Annotated in this window: 12 protein-coding genes; 11 read left to right on the top strand and 1 reads right to left on the bottom strand. The window is 52.6% G+C overall.

Annotated elements, in window-relative coordinates; translation table 11 throughout:
• Positions 1 to 63 precede the first annotated feature (63 nt).
• The 8 genes from dnaK to AC50X8_RS00645 all read left to right on the top strand — a co-directional run bounded on the left by dnaK (position 64) and on the right by AC50X8_RS00645 (position 8,612).
• Positions 64 to 1,890, top strand: a complete 1,827-nt coding sequence (gene dnaK, locus AC50X8_RS00680) for a molecular chaperone DnaK (RefSeq protein WP_046229932.1) — start codon at positions 64 to 66, stop codon at positions 1,888 to 1,890.
• 358 nt (positions 1,891 to 2,248) lie between these two features.
• Positions 2,249 to 3,376 (top strand): molecular chaperone DnaJ, encoded by a 1,128-nt coding sequence (gene dnaJ / locus AC50X8_RS00675; protein WP_056029374.1) that lies wholly within the window; start codon positions 2,249 to 2,251, stop codon positions 3,374 to 3,376.
• 133 nt (positions 3,377 to 3,509) lie between these two features.
• Complete coding sequence (locus AC50X8_RS00670; RefSeq protein ID WP_056029371.1) at positions 3,510 to 3,704, top strand: hypothetical protein; 195 nt, start codon at positions 3,510 to 3,512, stop codon at positions 3,702 to 3,704.
• A 213-nt stretch (positions 3,705 to 3,917) separates the two neighbouring features.
• Positions 3,918 to 4,916 (top strand): 50S ribosomal protein L11 methyltransferase, encoded by a 999-nt coding sequence (gene prmA / locus AC50X8_RS00665; RefSeq protein WP_494878104.1) that lies wholly within the window; start codon positions 3,918 to 3,920, stop codon positions 4,914 to 4,916.
• A complete protein-coding gene (locus AC50X8_RS00660) occupies positions 4,913 to 5,587 on the top strand; it encodes a site-2 protease family protein (RefSeq protein WP_327204892.1) in 675 nt (224 codons plus the stop codon). The genes prmA and AC50X8_RS00660 overlap by 4 nt, the downstream gene beginning before the upstream one ends.
• A gap of 267 nt (positions 5,588 to 5,854) precedes the next feature.
• Positions 5,855 to 6,634: an RsmE family RNA methyltransferase gene (locus AC50X8_RS00655; protein ID WP_494878664.1), complete on the top strand. Its 780-nt coding sequence runs from the start codon at positions 5,855 to 5,857 to the stop codon at positions 6,632 to 6,634.
• A 4-nt stretch (positions 6,635 to 6,638) separates the two neighbouring features.
• Positions 6,639 to 8,069 (top strand): tRNA (N(6)-L-threonylcarbamoyladenosine(37)-C(2))-methylthiotransferase MtaB, encoded by a 1,431-nt coding sequence (gene mtaB, locus AC50X8_RS00650; protein ID WP_494878102.1) that lies wholly within the window; start codon positions 6,639 to 6,641, stop codon positions 8,067 to 8,069.
• Between the two features lie 111 nt (positions 8,070 to 8,180).
• Entirely contained in the window at positions 8,181 to 8,612 is a 432-nt protein-coding gene (locus tag AC50X8_RS00645; protein WP_056029360.1) for an NUDIX hydrolase, read from the top strand.
• Positions 8,613 to 8,635: 23 nt separating this feature from the next.
• Here AC50X8_RS00645 and AC50X8_RS00640 read toward each other — a convergent pair whose 3' ends face one another.
• Entirely contained in the window at positions 8,636 to 9,610 is a 975-nt protein-coding gene (locus AC50X8_RS00640; RefSeq protein ID WP_494878100.1) for a Na/Pi cotransporter family protein, read from the bottom strand.
• 70 nt (positions 9,611 to 9,680) lie between these two features.
• Here AC50X8_RS00640 and AC50X8_RS00635 point away from each other — a divergent pair, with 70 nt between their 5' ends.
• From AC50X8_RS00635 to addA, 3 genes are all read left to right on the top strand, one after another.
• Complete coding sequence (locus AC50X8_RS00635) at positions 9,681 to 11,093, top strand: class I SAM-dependent rRNA methyltransferase (protein WP_494878096.1); 1,413 nt, start codon at positions 9,681 to 9,683, stop codon at positions 11,091 to 11,093.
• 155 nt (positions 11,094 to 11,248) lie between these two features.
• Complete coding sequence (addB, locus tag AC50X8_RS00630) at positions 11,249 to 14,824, top strand: helicase-exonuclease AddAB subunit AddB (RefSeq protein WP_494878090.1); 3,576 nt, start codon at positions 11,249 to 11,251, stop codon at positions 14,822 to 14,824.
• Complete coding sequence (gene addA / locus AC50X8_RS00625; RefSeq protein ID WP_494878088.1) at positions 14,799 to 18,809, top strand: helicase-exonuclease AddAB subunit AddA; 4,011 nt, start codon at positions 14,799 to 14,801, stop codon at positions 18,807 to 18,809. Before addB ends, addA begins: the two co-directional genes overlap by 26 nt.
• The last annotated feature ends 13 nt before the right edge of the window (positions 18,810 to 18,822 follow it).

The following is an 18,822-nucleotide window of genomic DNA, read 5'->3' as shown; positions in this document are numbered from 1 at the left end:
CGATAATTTCCTTTGATAATAGAATGTATGGAATGAAGAACCATTATAAGGAGGAAATTCACGATGAGTAAAGTAATCGGTATCGACCTTGGTACAACAAACTCTTGCGTTGCAGTAATGGAGGGCGGCGAAGCTGTCGTTATCCCTAACCCGGAAGGCAGCCGTACAACCCCTTCGGTCGTTGGTTTCAAAAAAGACGGCGAGCGTATCGTCGGCGAAAGCGCGAAGCGCCAAGCGATCACTAACCCTGACCGCACCATTATTTCGATCAAGCGCCATATTGGTACAAACCATAAGGAAAGCATTGATGGCAAAGATTATTCGCCACAAGAAATTTCCGCAATCATTTTGCAAAAGCTGAAGTCTGATGCAGAAGCTTACTTAGGTCAAACTGTAACACAAGCTGTTATTACGGTTCCTGCTTACTTCAATGACAGCCAGCGTCAAGCAACGAAAGATGCTGGTAAAATCGCAGGTCTGGAAGTTCTTCGTATCGTCAACGAGCCGACAGCAGCAGCTCTTGCTTACGGCCTTGAGAAAACAGAAGATCAAACGATTCTCGTTTATGACCTTGGCGGCGGTACATTTGACGTATCGATTCTTGAGCTTGGCGATGGCTTCTTCGAAGTTAAAGCAACAAGCGGCGATAACAAGCTGGGCGGCGATGATTTTGACCAAGTCATTATCGATCACCTCGTAGCTGAATTCAAAAAAGAGCAAGGCGCAGACCTTTCCAAAGATAAAGCGGCAGTACAACGTCTGAAAGATGCTGCTGAAAAAGCGAAAAAAGAACTGTCCGGCGTTATGTCGACAACGATTTCGCTGCCGTTTATTACAATGGTAGATGGCGTTCCTCAGCATATGGAAACGAACCTGACTCGTGCAAAATTTGAAGAGCTGGCAGCTGACCTCGTAGAGCGTACGCTGAAACCAACTCGTCAAGCGCTGAGCGACTCCGGCCTGTCCGCAAACCAAATCGACAAAGTCGTTCTTGTAGGCGGTTCGACACGTATTCCTGCCGTTCAAGAAGCGGTTAAAAAACTGATTGGCAAAGATCCGCACAAAGGCGTTAACCCGGATGAGGTTGTTGCATTGGGAGCGGCTGTTCAAGCAGGCGTACTGACTGGCGACGTTAAAGACGTTGTATTGCTTGACGTTACTCCGCTTTCCCTTGGTATCGAAACAGCAGGCGGCGTCTTCACGAAGATGATCGACCGCAACACAACGATTCCAACAAGCAAATCGCAAGTGTATTCGACGTATGCTGACAATCAGCCTGGCGTTGAAATTCACGTCTTGCAAGGCGAGCGCGAAATGGCAGCGGGCAACAAAACGCTGGGCCGCTTCACCCTGAGCGATATTCCTCTTGCACCGCGCGGCGTACCGCAAATCGAAGTTACTTTTGACATCGATGCGAACGGTATCGTTAACGTATCGGCACTGGATAAAGGCACAGGCAAAAGCCAAAAAATCACAATCACTTCTTCCAGCGGCCTAAGCGACGCGGAAATTGAACAAATGATGAAGGATGCCGAGCTGAATGCGGAAGAAGACCGCAAACGCCGTGAGCTGGTAGAAGCGAAAAACAACGCTGACCAACTCGTATACTCGGTAGACAAAACGATTAAAGATCTTGGCGACAAAGTAGCTCCAGAAGAAATCGAAAAAGCAAATGCTGCGAAAGAAAAAGTAACAGCTTCGCTTGCAACTGATAACCTGGAGGAAATTAAAGCAGCTTCTGATGAGCTGACTGAAATTGTACAGCAGCTATCCGTGAAGCTGTATGAGCAAGCGGCTGGGCAGCCAGGCGCAGAAGGCGAACAGCCGGAAGCAAAAGGCAAAGACAATGTGGTTGACGCTGACTACGAAGTAGTTGACGACAAAAACTAAGCTTGCAGCGCGGATGAGGTCAAAGACAGGGCTTCCCCTGTCTTTGACCTTGTTCCATGATTAAAGTATATAAAAAAAGCTTCGACGAATAGTTGAGACGAAGCTATAACTTTTTTTAAAAGGATAAGTTGAACAAAAGAAAAATATGTAGCATGGGAGTAACGGAGAGAAAGGGTAGCACTGTAGGAGCGGCAGCGTCCGCCTTTGTTTTCGGATTTTTCCTCAAGAGGAATAATTCAAGAAATCTGAAAACAACAGCGGCCGAAAGTCCACCCTTTCTCGCAGTTACGACCTTGGCGCACATAAAAGTCATTTGTCTCAGCTTATCCAACACATTTATGGGCGGAGGTGATACCGTTTGTCAAAAAGAGATTATTATGAAATTCTGGGTGTAGGCAAGGACGCTTCAGCGGATGACATTAAGAAATCGTACCGTCAGCTCGCGCGAAAGTATCATCCGGACGTCAACAAGGCAGCTGATGCCGAGACGCAGTTTAAGGAAGTCAAGGAAGCTTACGACGTACTGAGTGACGATGGCAAGCGCTCTACCTATGACCGATACGGGCATGTTGACCCGAATCAAGGCATGGGCGGCGGAGCAGGCGGTTTCGACGGCGGCGGCTTCGGCGATATTTTCGATATGTTCTTCGGTGGCGGCGGTGGCCGTCGTGATCCGAATGCGCCACAGCGTGGCAGCGATTTGCAATATACAATGACGATTGATTTCAAGGAAGCGGTATTCGGCAAGGAAACGGAGATTACGATTCCTCGCACCGAAAACTGTGATACTTGCAGCGGTTCTGGTGCTAAGCCAGGAACGAAGCCAGACACTTGCTCTGTATGTAGCGGTACTGGGCAGCAGGAGGTTGTGCAAAATACGCCATTCGGCCGTATGGTCAACCGCCGTGCATGCTCCAACTGTAGCGGAACGGGCCGCGTAATCAAAGAAAAATGCGGAACTTGTCATGGCGCAGGCAAAGTGAAAAAACAGCGTAAAATTACAGTGAAAATCCCAGCTGGCGTTGATGAAGGCGCGCAAATCCGTTTGTCTGGCGAAGGTGAAGCTGGCCAACGCGGCGGTCCTGCGGGCGATTTGTACATTGTTATTCGCGTAAGAGCCCATGAGTTTTTCGAGCGTGAAAACGACGATATTTATTGCGAGGTTCCTTTGTCCTTCGTACAGGCGGCACTCGGTGATGAAATCGAAATCCCGACGCTGACGGAGAAAATCAAGCTGAAAATTCCAGCCGGCACTCAGACGGGCACATACTTCCGCCTGAAAGGCAAAGGTGTTCCTAAGCTGCGCGGATATGGACAGGGCGACCAGCACGTTAAAGTGACAGTCGTTACCCCACAGAAGCTGACGGATGAACAGAAAGAGCTGCTTCGCCAGTTTGGCGGCGTTTCAGGCTCCGTTCCGACAGAAACAGCAGAAAATCACGAATCGATTTTTGAACGGATGAAAAAGGCGTTCCGCGGCGAATAAGCGCGGATCGTCTTTTTTTCTGAAAGCTTGCGAAAAAACGAATAATAATGGCACCGGCTTTCCATTCTATCGAAGTAGGAAGCTGGGCGGTTGAATACCGCCTAACTATACGTAGAAGGAGGCTGGGCGCATTATGGCTGATCAACACATACGCGCTGTATTTGAACATTCTGAGGCGGCACAGGGAGCGCTGCGCAAGCTGCAGGCGCTTCGGGTTGATGGACAAGCAGACAGTACGGCACTTACCGCGATGCTTGAAGAGCATGTCAAAGACAGGGCACTGCGTCTGATTGAGGATGCGGGCGGAAGTATGGAGCAATTGATGTAACCGGGCAAAGTAGAGCCGGGACTGGCGTTCGCAAGCGGAGAGGGCAGGAGCAAGGGGCCTGCCTTCTCTTTTTGCTATGCGCAAAAGAAAATTTAACGGCTGGAAAGGCTGTAAAATAGCAGGATTATCACATTTTCAAATACATATTTTGTGCATCAATGCGGATTGGTGTACAATAGATGTTAGTTTTTCACACTGGAGGCGTAGAAGCAAATGAAATGGCATGAACTTACAATCTCGACGACAGAACAAGCGATTGAGATGATTTCTAACTTTTTGCATGAACGGGATGCGGACGGGGTTTCCATTGAAGAATCCGGCACGCTGAACAAACAACGGGACACGTCCCTCGGCCAGTGGTATGAAACGCCGCTGAATGATATTCCGGAAGGACAAGCCGTTATAAAGGGGTATTTTTCGGAAGGAACAGATATCGCCGCTTTGAAAGCAGAGCTGGTAGCACCGATCGAACAGCTGCGCGAATTTGGCATTGATCCAGGCGATTATGAAATTACTTCGCAAATGGTAGACGAAGAGGATTGGGCGACGGCATGGAAGCAATATTTCAAGCCGCTTAAAGTATCGGATACACTCACGATCAAACCGACGTGGGAAGAGTACGAAGCTGCGCCGAATGAGAAAATTATTGAGCTTGACCCGGGCATGGCTTTTGGGACAGGCACACATCCGACAACTTCCCTCTGCTTGCAGACGCTGGAATCCGTCATTAAAGGCGGCGAGGAAATCATTGACGTTGGTACAGGCTCGGGCATTTTGGCGATTGGAGCTTGCAGGCTGGGGGCCAGCCGTGTGCTTGCTCTTGATCTCGATCCAATTGCTGTAACGAGCGCGACGGAAAATGTACGCCTGAATGGGCTGGAGCAGCAAGTCGAAGTTAAGCTCAGCGATCTGCTTGGCGTATTAGGAGGCAAAGGGGCACGCGGATCTGTCGGCTCTAATGAATCTACGACGGTATCGGTGCCAGTCGATCTGGTCGTTGCTAATATTTTAGCAGAAATTATTTTGCTGTTTATTGATGAGGTGTATCAAGCCTTGAAGCCGGGCGGGCTGTATATTTCCTCCGGTATTTATAAAAACAAGGAAGAGCTTGTGAAGCAGGGGCTTGTGAAAGCCGGCTTTATCGTGGAAGAAACACGCCGCAATGAAGACTGGGTTGTATTCGTAGCACGCAAGCCGCAGGTAACGGAATGAGTATGGAAGGTTGGTTTGCTTATCCGACCGCTGAATTGCCCTTTGCTGTGCTTGTGCTTATTATTGCTTTCACCGTTCACGAGTTTGCGCATGCTTACACGGCGTACAAGTTCGGTGACAATACGGCCTATGATGCGGGCAGGGTAACGCTGAACCCGCGCGTCCATTTGGATGTGCTTGGCATGATTTTGATTTTGCTTGCTGGCTTCGGCTGGGCCAAGCCTGTACCGGTAAACCAAAATCGTTTTAAGCATCCGCGTTTAATGGGCGTGATTGTGACGGCGGCAGGTCCGCTTAGCAACTTTGTACTCGGACTGCTTGGCATTATTCTTTATTATCTCAGCATCAAGACGGGGCTGTACCATATGGGCTCCATTGGCGTACAGGATGCTTTGCAAGTATTTTTCTCGTATTTCATTTCACTTAACTTTTTGCTGTTTATTTTTAATCTGATTCCATTGCCGCCACTTGACGGCTACCGGATCATTCAAAATCTCGTACCGCTAAAAGTCGGCTATAAAATGGAGCAGAACATGCAATGGGGCATTATTATTTTCCTGCTGCTATTGTTCATTCCACCGCTTCGCGCTGTGACCATTAGTCCGATTCTGAATTTTTCGCAGGAATTGGCAGCCTATTTTATGGGCTTGCTCGGCGGGCTGTTTATTTAAATTAGGAAAGGATATGATTTTCCATCCTTTCTCTATATTTCTACGCGAAACGGTAGCTTTGCCGCCAAAGGACGGAGGGCAGCCGTTTGCGCTTGAAATATAAGAATTTATAAGTTTCAATCATATAAATAGGTTTATATTTCTCGGATTGAAACGCGCCGCGCCTCCAAAGGACGGAGGGCAGCCGTTTCACCTTGTGTGGCACGGTTTGGTCATGGATTTTCGACATGAAAACATGCTATTATGAAGGATGGTTATGTAGACGATATGCAGCGGTATTTTATAGCGAAAGAGCAATTTGAAGATAATGAAGTCCGCTTGTTTGGCGAGGATGCATTCCACGCTGTTCGCGTCATGCGGATGAAGGCAGGCGATACGTTTATTGCAAGCGACGGCGAGCAGCGGGTCGTGCTTGCTTCTGTGCGGGAAGCTTCGTCCACCGAGGTTGTAGCGGCTATTGCAGAAGAGCTTCCCCAAAATAGCGAGCCGAGCTGGTCGGTTACGATTGCCCAAGCCTTGCCGAAAGGCGACAAGATGGAGCTGGTCATCCAGAAGGGCACCGAAATTGGCGCTTATTCGTTTGTCCCGTTCCAGTCAGAGCGCATGATCGTGCAATATGACGGCAAGAAGGAAGCGAAGCGTCTGGAGCGTTGGGGCAAAATCGCCAAGGAAGCGGCGGAGCAGTCGCATCGCTGCCGCGTTCCGGCTGTAGAGCCGGTGCGGAGCTGGCGCGAGCTGGTCAAATCGATTGCTTCCTATAATTTAGTTTTGTTTTGTTATGAACGCGAAGGCGATGCAGCGGAAGGCGTGGGTATTAGGCAGGCGCTGAATAGCTGGAGCTCTAACAGAGGGAGCGATACTTCCGCTCCGAGCGTATTGCTAATGGTAGGGCCGGAGGGCGGCTTTACCGAGCGTGAAGCAGATGAGGCAGAAGCAGCAGGAGCCATTATTGTCGGCCTCGGCAAAAGGATATTGCGGACGGAAACCGCAGGTATCGTCGGATTGACATGCTTGCTGTATGAAGCCGGAGAAATGGGAGGAGTATAACAACATGCCATCGGTTGCATTTTATACATTAGGCTGCAAAGTGAATTTTTACGACACAGAAGCGATATGGCAGCTGTTCAAAAATGAAGGCTACGAGCAGGTCGATTTCGAAGCGACCGCTGATGTTTATTTAATCAACACCTGTACGGTGACCAATACAGGCGACAAGAAGAGCCGCCAAATCATTCGCCGTGCGGTGCGTCGCAATCCGGATGCCGTTATAGCGGTAACAGGCTGCTACGCACAGACGTCCCCGGCCGAAATTATGGCGATTCCCGGCGTCGATCTCGTTATCGGTACGCAGGACCGCGAGAAAATCATGACATTTGTCGATCAAATTCATGCGGACCGTCAGCCGGTCAATGCTGTTCGCAACATTATGAAGACGCGCGAGTTTGAGGAGCTGGATGTGCCGGATTTTGCCGAGCGTACGCGGGCGTTTCTGAAAATTCAGGAGGGCTGCAACAACTTCTGCACCTTCTGTATCATTCCATGGTCGCGCGGCTTGTCCCGCAGCCGGGATGCTCATAGCGTTGTTGAGCAGGCGAAGCAGCTGGTTGCGGCAGGCTATAAGGAGATCGTGCTTACGGGCATTCACACAGGCGGCTATGGCGACGATTTGGATAATTACCGTCTAAGTGACCTGCTGTGGGATCTGGATCATATCGAAGGGCTTGAGCGTATCCGCATCAGCTCGATCGAAGCAAGCCAGATCGATGAGGCGATGATTGATGTGCTGAATCGGTCCACGAAAATGTGCCGCCATCTCCATATTCCACTGCAGGCCGGCGAAAACTCCGTGCTGAAGCGGATGCGTCGCAAATATACGACGGAGGAATTCGCGGCGAAAATCAAGCGTATCCGCGAGGTTATGCCGGGCGTAGCTATTACAACGGACGTCATTGTTGGTTTCCCTGGCGAAACAGACGAAATGTTTGAAGAAGGCTTCCGCTTTATGGAGGAGCTGGGCTTCTCGGAAATGCACGTGTTCCCTTACTCCAAACGGACGGGTACACCAGCAGCGCGCATGGAGGATCAAGTGGATGAAGAACTTAAGAACGAACGCGTTCACAAGCTGATCGACTTGTCCGAGCGCATGCAGCTTGCTTATGCAGAGAAGTATGTAGGCGCTGTGCTTGATATTATTCCAGAGCGCGACTACAAGGGAGCTCCAGGAACGGGACTTGTTATGGGTTATTCCGACAACTACATTCAAGTTGTATTCAACGGCTCCGAGGACTTAATCGGCAAGCTGTGCCGCGTTAAGGTTACGGAAGCTGGCGTCAATGAATGCCGTGGCCAGCTTGTGCGAGTGCTGGAAGGCGAATCGTCTGCGCTTCGCGGCTCCGAAACTCACAGCTTCGTGCTGGAGCTGGATGAAGAGCAAGATCAGCAAGCTGCCGTTCATACAAAAGCGGAAGCACTGAGAGCATAACAAAGGCGCCATACATTAGGCTTGAATTTCGGCCGCTGGCTTCGCTAGGAGGAAGCGGCTGGAGTTTTCGCTATTGCGATATGATGTCAATCAGGCAAGGGGGAAACAGGTGTGAAGGAAATATCAGCAGGAGGCGTCGTCTACCGCCGCACGGAGGAAGGCAAGCTGCAAATTCAGCTTATTCAGGATCGTTATGGCAAAGTATCGCTCCCCAAAGGCAAGATGGAGGCAGGCGAAACCGTTGAGCAGACCGCGTTGCGGGAAATTGCTGAGGAAACGGGGCTTCAGGGCAATATCATAGCACCTATTGACCAAATTAAATATCAGTACCAGCATGATACCTATGGTACGGTCGATAAAGAGGTTCACTATTACCTGGTTGAAGCCATCGGCGGCGATTTGCAAGCTCAAGTAGAAGAAATTCGCGGAGTGGATTGGTTCGAGCCGCTTGATGCATGGAGACGTCAGAAGCAATCCGGCTATGACAACAATAATCGGATCGTCTCCGGTGCATTAGAGCTGCTGGGCATACCATTTACATAGTTTTATGGTGCAGCATTGGAAGGTTAATCTTGGCGGGGCATCCGCCGCAGCGCTGGCAAATAGCAGAGCGGCAGGGCAAGCAGCGAGCTGAAAATATTAAACAGCGTTTGCGCATGGGCAATTTGCGCCGCTGGAGCTGCGGTCAGCCAAGCTGATAGTCCAGCAAGCAAGCCGACAAACGGCATAAAGAGCAGCGCGCCGCCGACATTCAGCGTTATATGGGCGAGCGCAACGAATTGACCCGCGCGCGATCCGCCAATAGAGGCGAGCAGCGCAGTGACGCAGGTGCCGATGTTTGCGCCTAGCACAACGGCTATGCCAACTTCTAGCGGCATCGCTCCGATTGCCGCAAAACCCATAATAATGGCTATGACAGCTGTGCTGCTATGCACGGCTGCAGTTAGCACCGCGCCGGCGGCCAGCCCCCACCAGAGGCTGTCCGCCGTTTTGCTCATAAACCAGTCAAACATGGCGCTTTGCTGAATGTCTGGGCCAACGCTTTGCATCATCGCCATGCCGGCGAGCAGTATGCCGAAGCCGAGCGTGGCAACAGAAGCGGAACGAATCGTGTTTAGCCAGCCGCCAGTCCGCAAGGCGGGGATAAGCTGCAGCTCGCCGAGCAGTGCAGTCAGCAGCCAGGCGGAGACGGAGAGGATGAGCAGCGGCATTGTGAGACGCTCAAGGCTAAGCCCAAGCAGCTCCGTCGTCAGGCAGGTGCCGATGTTGGTGCCAAGAATAATGCCGAGCGTTCGCGGAAAGGTGAGCAGACCGGCATTGACGAGACCTATAGAGATGACGGTTACGGCTGTGCTGCTCTGAAGAAAAGCAGTAGAGATGGCGCCAGCCGCCAGTCCGTGAATGGGCGTAGCGGTAAAACGCTGCAAAATACGATTCAATTGCGTTCCGGCAAGGCGATGCAGCGCCAGCTCCATCAGCTTCATGCCGCTTAAGAACAAGGCAAAGCCGATTGCAATCGGCAAAATAATAGAATGAAGCATGGGCTGAATCTCCTTTTCTAAAAACGAGTGACAGGTGTACCCATACATATATGCAGCAAACAAGACAAGCATGACAAGCATGAGAGAGGTTGGTTTTGCCATTATGACGAGAGCAAGGATAGCGCTGCAGCGCGGGCGCAAAAAACGTTTGGAGCAGGGCCACCCATGGGTATATGCAAGCGAGATTGATAAAATGGAAGGCACCGCAGAGCCGGGCGGCTTGGTTGATGTAGTCAGCCACCAGGGTCGTTATCTGGCGACGGGGTATTGGAATCCGAAATCGCAAATTACGGTGCGCATTATTTCGTACAAGCCGCTGGAGGCGATGGATACTGCTTTTTTCCATGAGCGTTTCCAGCAGGCGAAGGAGCATCGCAGCCGTTTTGTGCCGGATCAGGATTGCAGGCTCGTATACGGAGAAGCTGATTTCCTGCCAGGGCTGACCGTTGACCGCTTTAATGATGTGCTGGTTATCCAATTGCTGACACTTGGCATGGACATTCACCGCGATGCGATCATTGAAGCGCTTATCGAGGTGTTTGAGCCGCGCGGCATTTATGAGCGCAGTGATGTCGGCGTCAGACAGCTGGAGGGCTTAGAGAAGCGTACAGGCGTGCTGTACGGGGAATGCCCGGCCATATTGGAGATTGAAGAGAACGGGCTTAAGCTTGAGGTTGATATAGTCGAAGGTCAGAAGACCGGCTATTTCTATGATCAGCGTGAAAATCGCGCCTCCATCGCTCCGCTGATGAAGGGCTGGGGCCTTCGCAGCGGCATTAAGCTAATGCCGAAGCCTGCCGAGGACAGCAGCGCGAGTGCAGAGACAGCGGGGGAACTCGTTCCAGTCAATGCCAATGGCAAAGAGGTGACCTTCCCCTACTGGGATGGTGCGACGGTGCTGGAATGCTTTGCGCATACGGGCAGCTTTACCTTGCATGCCTGCAAATACGGAGCGAAGAAAGTGACCTGCTTGGACATTTCCGAGCATGCGATTGATACGGCGCGCCGCAATGTGGAACGTAACGGCTTTACCGATCGCGTACAGTTCGTTGTTACCGATGCTTTTGACTACTTAAGGCTGCAAACGAAGGGGCTGGAGGAGCGTCTCGAACGCAGCCGCGCAGGCACGGATACGTCCAAGCCGATTAGCGGTGGCGGCCAAACCTGGGACGTTGTCATTTTGGACCCTCCGGCGTTTGCCAAAACAAAAAATGCGGTAGCAGGTGCTGTCCGCGGCTATAAAGATATTAATTTGCATGGCATGAAGCTGGTAAATGAAGGCGGCTATCTGGTGACGGCGAGCTGCTCATACCATATGCGTCCTGATTTGTTTCTGGAGACGATCCAAGAGGCCGCAGCTGATGCAGGCAAGCTGCTCCGGCTTGTGGAATGGCGGGCGGCGGGCAAGGATCATCCGCAGCTGCTTGGCGTAACAGAAGGGCATTACTTGAAATTTGCCATCTTTGAGGTGCGCAGCAAATAACGGAAACCTCTTGAACGGCGAGTGTGCTTCTTGCTCGTTCAAGAGGTTTTTTTGCCAAATATTTAAGAACGTATGTTTGAAGGACTCGTGAAAAGTCGCGGCGGGTATGGTAGTATGGTTGATAATAGACAGGTTACGGAAGGAAGGGCTGCAGGATGCCGCTTCAATTAGTGCTGGGCCGCTCGGGAGCGGGAAAAACGACATATTGCCTGGATGCGATTCGCGGCAGGCTGAACGCTGACCCGGATGGGCCTCCGCTTATTTTGCTCGTGCCGGAGCAAGCGACCTTCCAGTCCGAGTACACGCTGCTTCGCGGCAGCGGATTGCAGGGAATGATTCGGGCGCAAGTGCTGAGCCTTCGCAGGCTTGCTCTTCGCGTTATGCAGGAAACTGGCGGTACCGCGCTCATTCCAATCGGCGACGAAGGCAAAAACATGCTGCTGTACAAAATCGTGCAGCGTCTGGGCGATCAATTGGAGCTGTTCGAGCATGGTGCTGGAAAGCCTGGTTTCATTGAGCGTCTGGGCGAGCTGTTGACGGAATGGAAGCGATATGGCATTAATCCGGCGATGATTGCAGAGCGCAGAGAAGAGGCTGCTTCTGCTTTGCAGGACTCGGCGCTGCTGAAGCGCAAGCTGCATGACTTGCAGCTGGTATACGAAAGGCTGGAGGAAGAGCTCGCCGGGCAGTATGTCGATTCGGAGGATTATTTGGTCTATCTGTCAGCGGGGCTGTCTCAATTTTCAACGATACGGGACACCGAAATTTGGATTGACGGCTTTAATGGCTTTACGCCAAAAGAATATGCCGCGCTTAGCTCGCTTATAAGCATGGCGAAGAAAGTGACGATTACGCTTAAGCTGAATCGGGCATATGCGGCTGGAGAGCGGCCAGTTGAGCTGGATTTGTTTTACCCTACAGCGGATGCGTATGTAAAGCTGAGGGAACTGGCGGAGGGCTTAGGCGTTGCGCTGCTGGAGCCGATTGTGCTCGGCGGTACAAGCAATGCTGCCTGCGAAGCGCCGGGCAGGTTCAGCAGCAGCCCGATGCTGGCTCATTTGGAGCGCCACTACGGAGGACGGGCACAAATGGCGCTTCCAAATCCGGCAATGCTCGATGCAACCAGCCCATTATGCGGCATATCGCTGCATGCGGCGGCAAATCGGCGAACCGAGGTGGAGCTGCTGGCGCGCGATATGCTGCGCAGAGTCAGGGAAGAGAGCCTAAGCTGGCGTGATATGACGGTTATGGTGCGCAATGCGGGGGATTACAGCGACTATATCGAAGCAGCGTTTCAAGAATACAGCATCCCCTATTTCCTTGATCAGAGGCACACGACCGTCCATCATCCGCTGGTCGAGTTCATCCGCTCAGCATTGGAGACGGTGCTTCATAATTGGAGCTATGAGGCGGTATTCCGCTGCATTAAGACCGAGCTGCTGTTTCCGCTTGATGGAAGCATTCCCCGCGACCAATTTGATTGGCTGGAAAACTTCGTCTTGGCGGCGGGCATCGATGGCTGGAAGTGGCTGGATGAAAAAAGATGGCGTCCATTCATCATCGAGTCGCTGGAGGAAGAGCAGGATGCAGCGGCCAATGCGCCATCGCAACGTGCGAAGGCGGAGTTTGAGGCGGTCATGGCCGCGCGCGGTGTAATCGTTCCTCCTTTGCAGCAGTTTGGCAAAGAGCTGGAGAAAGCTTCGAATGTTACCATGATGTGTGAGGCGCTATATCGCTTGCTTGAGCATACAGGGGTTGCGGAACGTCTGGAGCGCTGGAGCCGCGAGGATAGCGAGGCTGGCCGAGTACAGCGCTCACGCGGTCATCGCCAGCTGTGGGATGGAGTCATGAATTTGCTTGACCAATTAGTCGAGCTAGTTGGTAATGAACCGCTGTCCGCCGATATTTTCGTTGGCATGCTTGAGACGGGCTTGGAAAGCCTCAAATTAGGTGCCATTCCGCCTGCTCTTGATCAGGTGCTGGTGGGCAGCATGGACCGTACGCGTTCCAGTCAGGTGCAGGTCTGTTACGTGCTGGGAGCTAATGATGGCATCATGCCGACGCGTTTTCAAGAGGATGGCGTGCTGACGGACCAGGAGCGGGAGCGGCTGGCTGAAGAAGGCTTGGTCATGGCGCCGGGCCTCAAGCGGAGGCTGCTGGATGAGCGTTTTCTGATTTATAGTGCGCTCACAACGCCGAGCAGACATTTGTGGATGAGTTGGTCAGAGGCTGATGAAGAGGGGAAAAGCCTGCTGCCATCGGAAATTATTAGGCAGGTGAGGCAGCTGTTTCACGGATTGCCGATACAGCAAGTGCAGGCGGAGCCTACGCAGACTATGTCGGTAAAGGAGCAAAGGGAATATATTCAGCATCCAGAACGTGCCTTGTCGTATTTAATTACGGAGCTGCGGGCTTGGAAGCAGGGAAGCGAGATCGCTCCTTTTTGGTGGGAGCTTTACAATTGGTTCGCAGTACGTCCAGAATGGCAAACGAAGCTATCGCTGCTTACAAAATCTCTTGGTTATGTGAATCAAGAGGAGCTGTTGACCGCTGATACGGCACAGCAGCTTTATGGCGTTCGCTTGAGAGCGAGCGTATCGAGAATGGAGCGTTTCGTGTCGTGCCCTTTTCAGCATTTTGCGATTCACGGACTGAAGCTGCGCGAGCGGAAAATGCACCGGCTGGAGGCGCCGGATGTGGGTCAGCTATTTCATGCTGCGCTCAGCCGTTTGGCTGGAGAAGGCGGGCTTGGCCACGCTTTCGGCTCGGCTTCAGAGCGTCAGATCCGCGAGGCGGCGGTTCAAACGGTGGACGAGCTTGCACCAAGGCTGCAATCGCAAATTTTGCTGAGCAGCGGCCGCTATCGCTACATTGCCCGCAAGCTTAAGGAAATTGTAGCGCAGGCTGCCATTATGCTGAGCGAGCATGCCCGCCGGGCCGCATTCCAGCCCGTCGGGCTGGAGGTTGATTTTGGCCCGGGCGGCACACTGCCGCCGCTTATTATTCCTTTGCAGGATGGACGTTCTATGGAAATAATCGGGCGAATCGACCGGGTTGATGCTGCGGATACGGAGCAGGGCCTGTTGTTGCGCGTACTGGATTACAAGTCTAGCGTGACCCAGCTGCGCCTGGAGGAGGTGGCCTTTGGCCTTTCCCTGCAAATGCTGACGTATTTGGACGTATTGGTGACGCATTCTCCCGGCTGGCTTGGAAAGCAGGCATCGCCTGCGGGCGTGCTTTATTTTCACGTGCATAATCCGCTGCTTGCGCTTTCTAATCAAATGAACGAAGCGAAAATCAAAGCAGAGCTGCGCAAACGCTTTAAGCTAAGAGGACTCGTTACGGCAGAAGCCGAGGCGGTGCGCCTCATGGATGATCAGCTGGAAACGGGACACTCCGAGCTATTGCCTGTAGCGCTCAAGAAGGATGGGGCGTTCTACAGCAGCTCCTCCGTCGTGACGGACAAGCAGTGGGACATTTTGCGGGATTCTGTCAGGAGGACCATTAGCGGAATTGGCTCGGAAATCAGCTGTGGCAAAGTATCGATTGAGCCCTACAAGCTGGGAACAAAAATCCCGTGCCAATATTGTGATTATAAGGCGGTTTGCCAGTTCGATCCGCTGTTTGACGGCAATGAGTATGTGCGGCTTCGCAAGCCTTCAACGGAAGAGCTATGGCAGCGGCTGGAGAAAGGAGAAAGCATCGATGACGGACATGATCAACGCCATTAAACCGGAAGGCAGCACTTGGACCGATGAGCAGTGGAGCGCCATAGTAACGGAAGGATCCAACATTCTAGTAGCTGCTGCTGCCGGCTCTGGCAAGACGGCTGTGCTGGTTGAGCGCATTATTCGCAAAATTTCATCCTCGACCGATGTGGACCGCCTGCTCGTTGCCACTTTTACGAAGGCAGCAGCTGCGGAAATGAAGGAGCGGATTCGCATTGCGCTGGAGAAGGAGCTGGATCGCCAGCCTGACTCTGAGCATTTGCGTCGCCAGCTTGCGCTTATGAACAGGTCGTCGATCACGACGCTGCATTCTTTTTGTCTTGATGTCATTCGCCGTTATTATCCGCTGATTGGGCTTGACCCTGGCTTTCGCATCGCCAATGAAACGGAGAGCGAGCTGCTGAGGATGGAGGTGCTGGATCAGCTCTTCGAGGAAAAATATGACGAGGCGGATGCCGATTCTGGCGCTGGTGGCGCTTTTCTGGCGCTCGCTGACCGTCTGGGCGGAGAGCGCGGGGATGAGCCGCTGTACAAGCTCGTCCAGGACCTGTATGCTTTTGCGCAAAGCCACCCATGGCCCGTAGAATGGCTTCGCGAAACGGCTGAAAGCTTTAATTTGCAAAATGCAGCCGAGCTTCAGCACAGCAGCTGGGTTGCCAGCTTGCGGGCTGATGTGGAGCTGGCGCTCGCCGGGGCAGAAGCGCTGCTTCGGAAGGCGCTTGATTTGACGCGCGAGCCTGCTGGACCGGCACCTTATGCTATCAATTTCGAGGATGATTTGACACTTGTTCTCATGCTTAAAGCTGCTGTACAGGATAGACCTTGGGAGCAATGGTTTGAGCCATTTCATACAGTGGAATTTGGCAAATTGAAGGCTATGCGCGGCGACGAATACGATAAATCGCTGCAGGAGCAGGCGAAAGATTTGCGAGACAGCGCCAAGAAGCTGCTGGGCACGCTAGCCGAGGAGCTGTTCGGCCGTACGCCGGAGCAGTTTTTGGAGGAGCTGCAGGAGCTAGCTCCATTAATGGCAGCGCTGAGCGAGCTCATTATTGATTTTGGCAAAAGGTATGAAGCAGCGAAACGGGAGAAGGGGCTGCTTGATTTTGGCGATTTGGAGCATTATTGCTTGCGGATATTGCGCACGGAGGACTCTTCCGTGCAGCAGACGCTGCCTTCGCCCGCGGCACTGGAATACCAGAACCAATTCGATGAAATTTTGCTAGATGAATACCAGGACATGAATATGGTGCAGGAGGCGATAGTAACGCTGATCTCAAGACCGGGAGCGGGGAACCGTTTCATGGTTGGCGATGTGAAGCAAAGCATTTATCGCTTCCGGCTCGCGGAGCCAAATCTATTCATGCATAAATATAAAAGCTACGCCGTACAGGCTGTTCTGCCCGGAACGGCTGAAGCGGATAAAGACGCCGCAGCCACTGCAGCCACTGCAGCCACTGCACAGTCAATAGCTGAAGCAGCTTCTTCGGCTGGCCATTCAGCAGGCTTGCGCATTGATCTGGCGCGCAACTTCCGCAGCCGTCAGGAGGTGGTTGACGGCGTAAATAATGTATTCCGCGGCATAATGCGGGAATCCGTAGCCGAAATGGATTATGATCAGCGAGCGGAGCTGGTATGCGGCGCTTCCTTCCCGGCAGCAGAGGAAGCAGGAGAATTTGAAGTAGAATTGGTCGTCATTGATAAGGCTGGCTCCGTTATGGCGGAGGATAAAGCGCAGCCGGAGGATGAGGAAGAAGGGCTGGATGCGGCTGAGTCGGCCGAGGATTTGCAGACGGCGCAGCTGGAAGGGCGGCTGATTGCCCGGAAAATCCAGTCGCTTATGGACAGCGGCTACCGCGTTTACGACGGAAAAAGCAGACGGACCCGTCCGCTGGAATGGCGGGATATCGTTATTTTGCTGCGCGCGACATCGCAATGGGCGCCAATAATTATCGAGGAGCTGCAGGCAGATGGCGTACCCGCCTATGCTGAGCTGAGCAGCGGCTATTTTGATGCCATAGAAGTGCAGACTGTATTGTCGCTGCTGCGAGTCATTGACAATCCTTATCAGGATATTCCGCTCGCGGGCACGCTGCGCTCCCCTATTTTTGGCTTGGATGCCGAGGAGCTGGCGCTTATAAGGATTGAAAAATCCGGCGTCAGTTATTTTGAAGCGCTGCTGGCCGCAGAAGGCAGTTTAACGCTTCCAGAGGCGCTTCGCCAGAAGCTGACCCAGTTTCTCGTGCAGCTTGAGCGTTGGCGCAGCGATGCCAGACAGGGGGCATTGGCCGACCTCATTTGGCGTATTTTCCGCGAGACCGGTTATTATGATTTTGCTGGCGGTCTCCCTGGCGGCACACAGCGTCAAGCGAATTTGCGCGCTCTGCATGACCGTGCCCGCGGTTACGAAGCGACCTCCTTCCGGGGCCTGTTCCGGTTTTTGCGTTTCGTAGAGCGAATGCGCGATAGCGGAGGGGATCTCGGCACAGCAAGGGCGCTTGGCGAGCAGGAAAATGTCGTCCGCATTATGTCGATCCACAAGAGCAAAGGGCTGGAGTTTCCCGTCGTGTTCACAGCAGGTCTTGGCAAGTCATTTAACCAGCAGGATTTGCGCAGCGCCTTTCTTCGCCATAAGCAGCTTGGATTCGGCCCGCGATTTGTGGATCCCCAGCAGCGGGTCAGTTATCCAACTCTGCCATTTCTAGCGATTCGCCGCAGGCTGCGCATGGAAATGCTGGCCGAGGAAATGCGGATTTTATATGTGGCTCTCACCCGCCCGAAGGAAAAAATGTTTCTGGTCGGTACGGTTTCAGATGCAGCTAAGAAGCTGCCGGTCTGGCTGGCAGCTATTGACGCAAGCGGACGCATACCGGATTTTAAGCTGGCTGCGGCGTCGACTTTTTTGGATTGGCTTGGTCCGCTCGCCGCATCAAGCTTTGCGCAGCAGGAAGCAGAACAAATCGCTCAGGTATCCGGCATGAAAAGGCTGGAATGGCGATCGGGCTTCGTTGCAGCTGCGGTGTTCAGCAGTGAAGCAGCAGCAGCGCTTCAGCAAGATGCTGGACATGAAGAGAGAGAACTGCGGCTGCAAGGCGTTCTTTCGCTGGCTCAGCTTGAGCTGCAGCCTGAGGAGCAGGATAGTGAGCTGCGCGAACGATTGGATTTTCATTATTCTCATCAAGCTGCAACTCTTTTGCCTGCCAAAACGTCTGTTACTGAGATTAAACGTCTTCACGGCGAAGCTTTTACTGATCGCGAAGCCGCTCCTTTGTTTGAAGCTGGAGAGGAAGCGATGAATGATATAGAGGCAAGCGGCAGTCATTCATCGTCCGAACGGCTGGATTACCTGGAACAATCGGATTACATGAGGCAGCAAGGTGAAGCGAATAATAGCAATGACCTGCAGCCAGCGCCCGGAGGCTCATTCCGATTGCGTCGTCCGCGGTTTATGGAGCAGATTTCACTCACAGCGGCAGAGAAAGGCTCTGTCAATCACCTTGTCATGCAGCATTTACCGCTTAAGGGCACTGTCGATGAGCGCGTCGTTATGCAGACTACCCAGGGCATGATTGAACGCAAGCTGTTAACACCGCGCCAGGCGGAAGCCATTGACAGCATGAATATTGCTGCTTTTTTCGCAAGCCCTCTCGGATTGCGGCTGCTCGCAGCAAATGAGGTCAAGCGCGAGGTGCCATTCAGCTGTATGCTGCCCGCTTCGCGGGTGCATCCTTCCGTTGCTGAAGAAGCAAAGGACGAACAGATTCTAATTCAAGGCGTTATGGATTGCGTGTTCGAGGATCAGCATGGATTGGTGCTGGTCGATTATAAAACGGACCGGATCATCAATCAGCAATGGGAGCGTGCAGCCGAGCGCCATCGGTTTCAGCTGGAGCTTTATGCGGAGGCACTTGAAGCTGTTTTGCTGCGCCAGGTAGCAGAATGCCATGTGTTCTTTTTTGATGGGGGGCAGTCGGTGCGACTTCGTTGAAGCTGGAGCAGCA

The sequence above is a fragment of the Paenibacillus sp. JT22N15 genome (genome assembly GCF_059383755.1).
The sequence above is the reverse complement of the archived record's forward strand: the minus strand, read 5'-3'. Positions and strand labels throughout refer to the sequence as shown.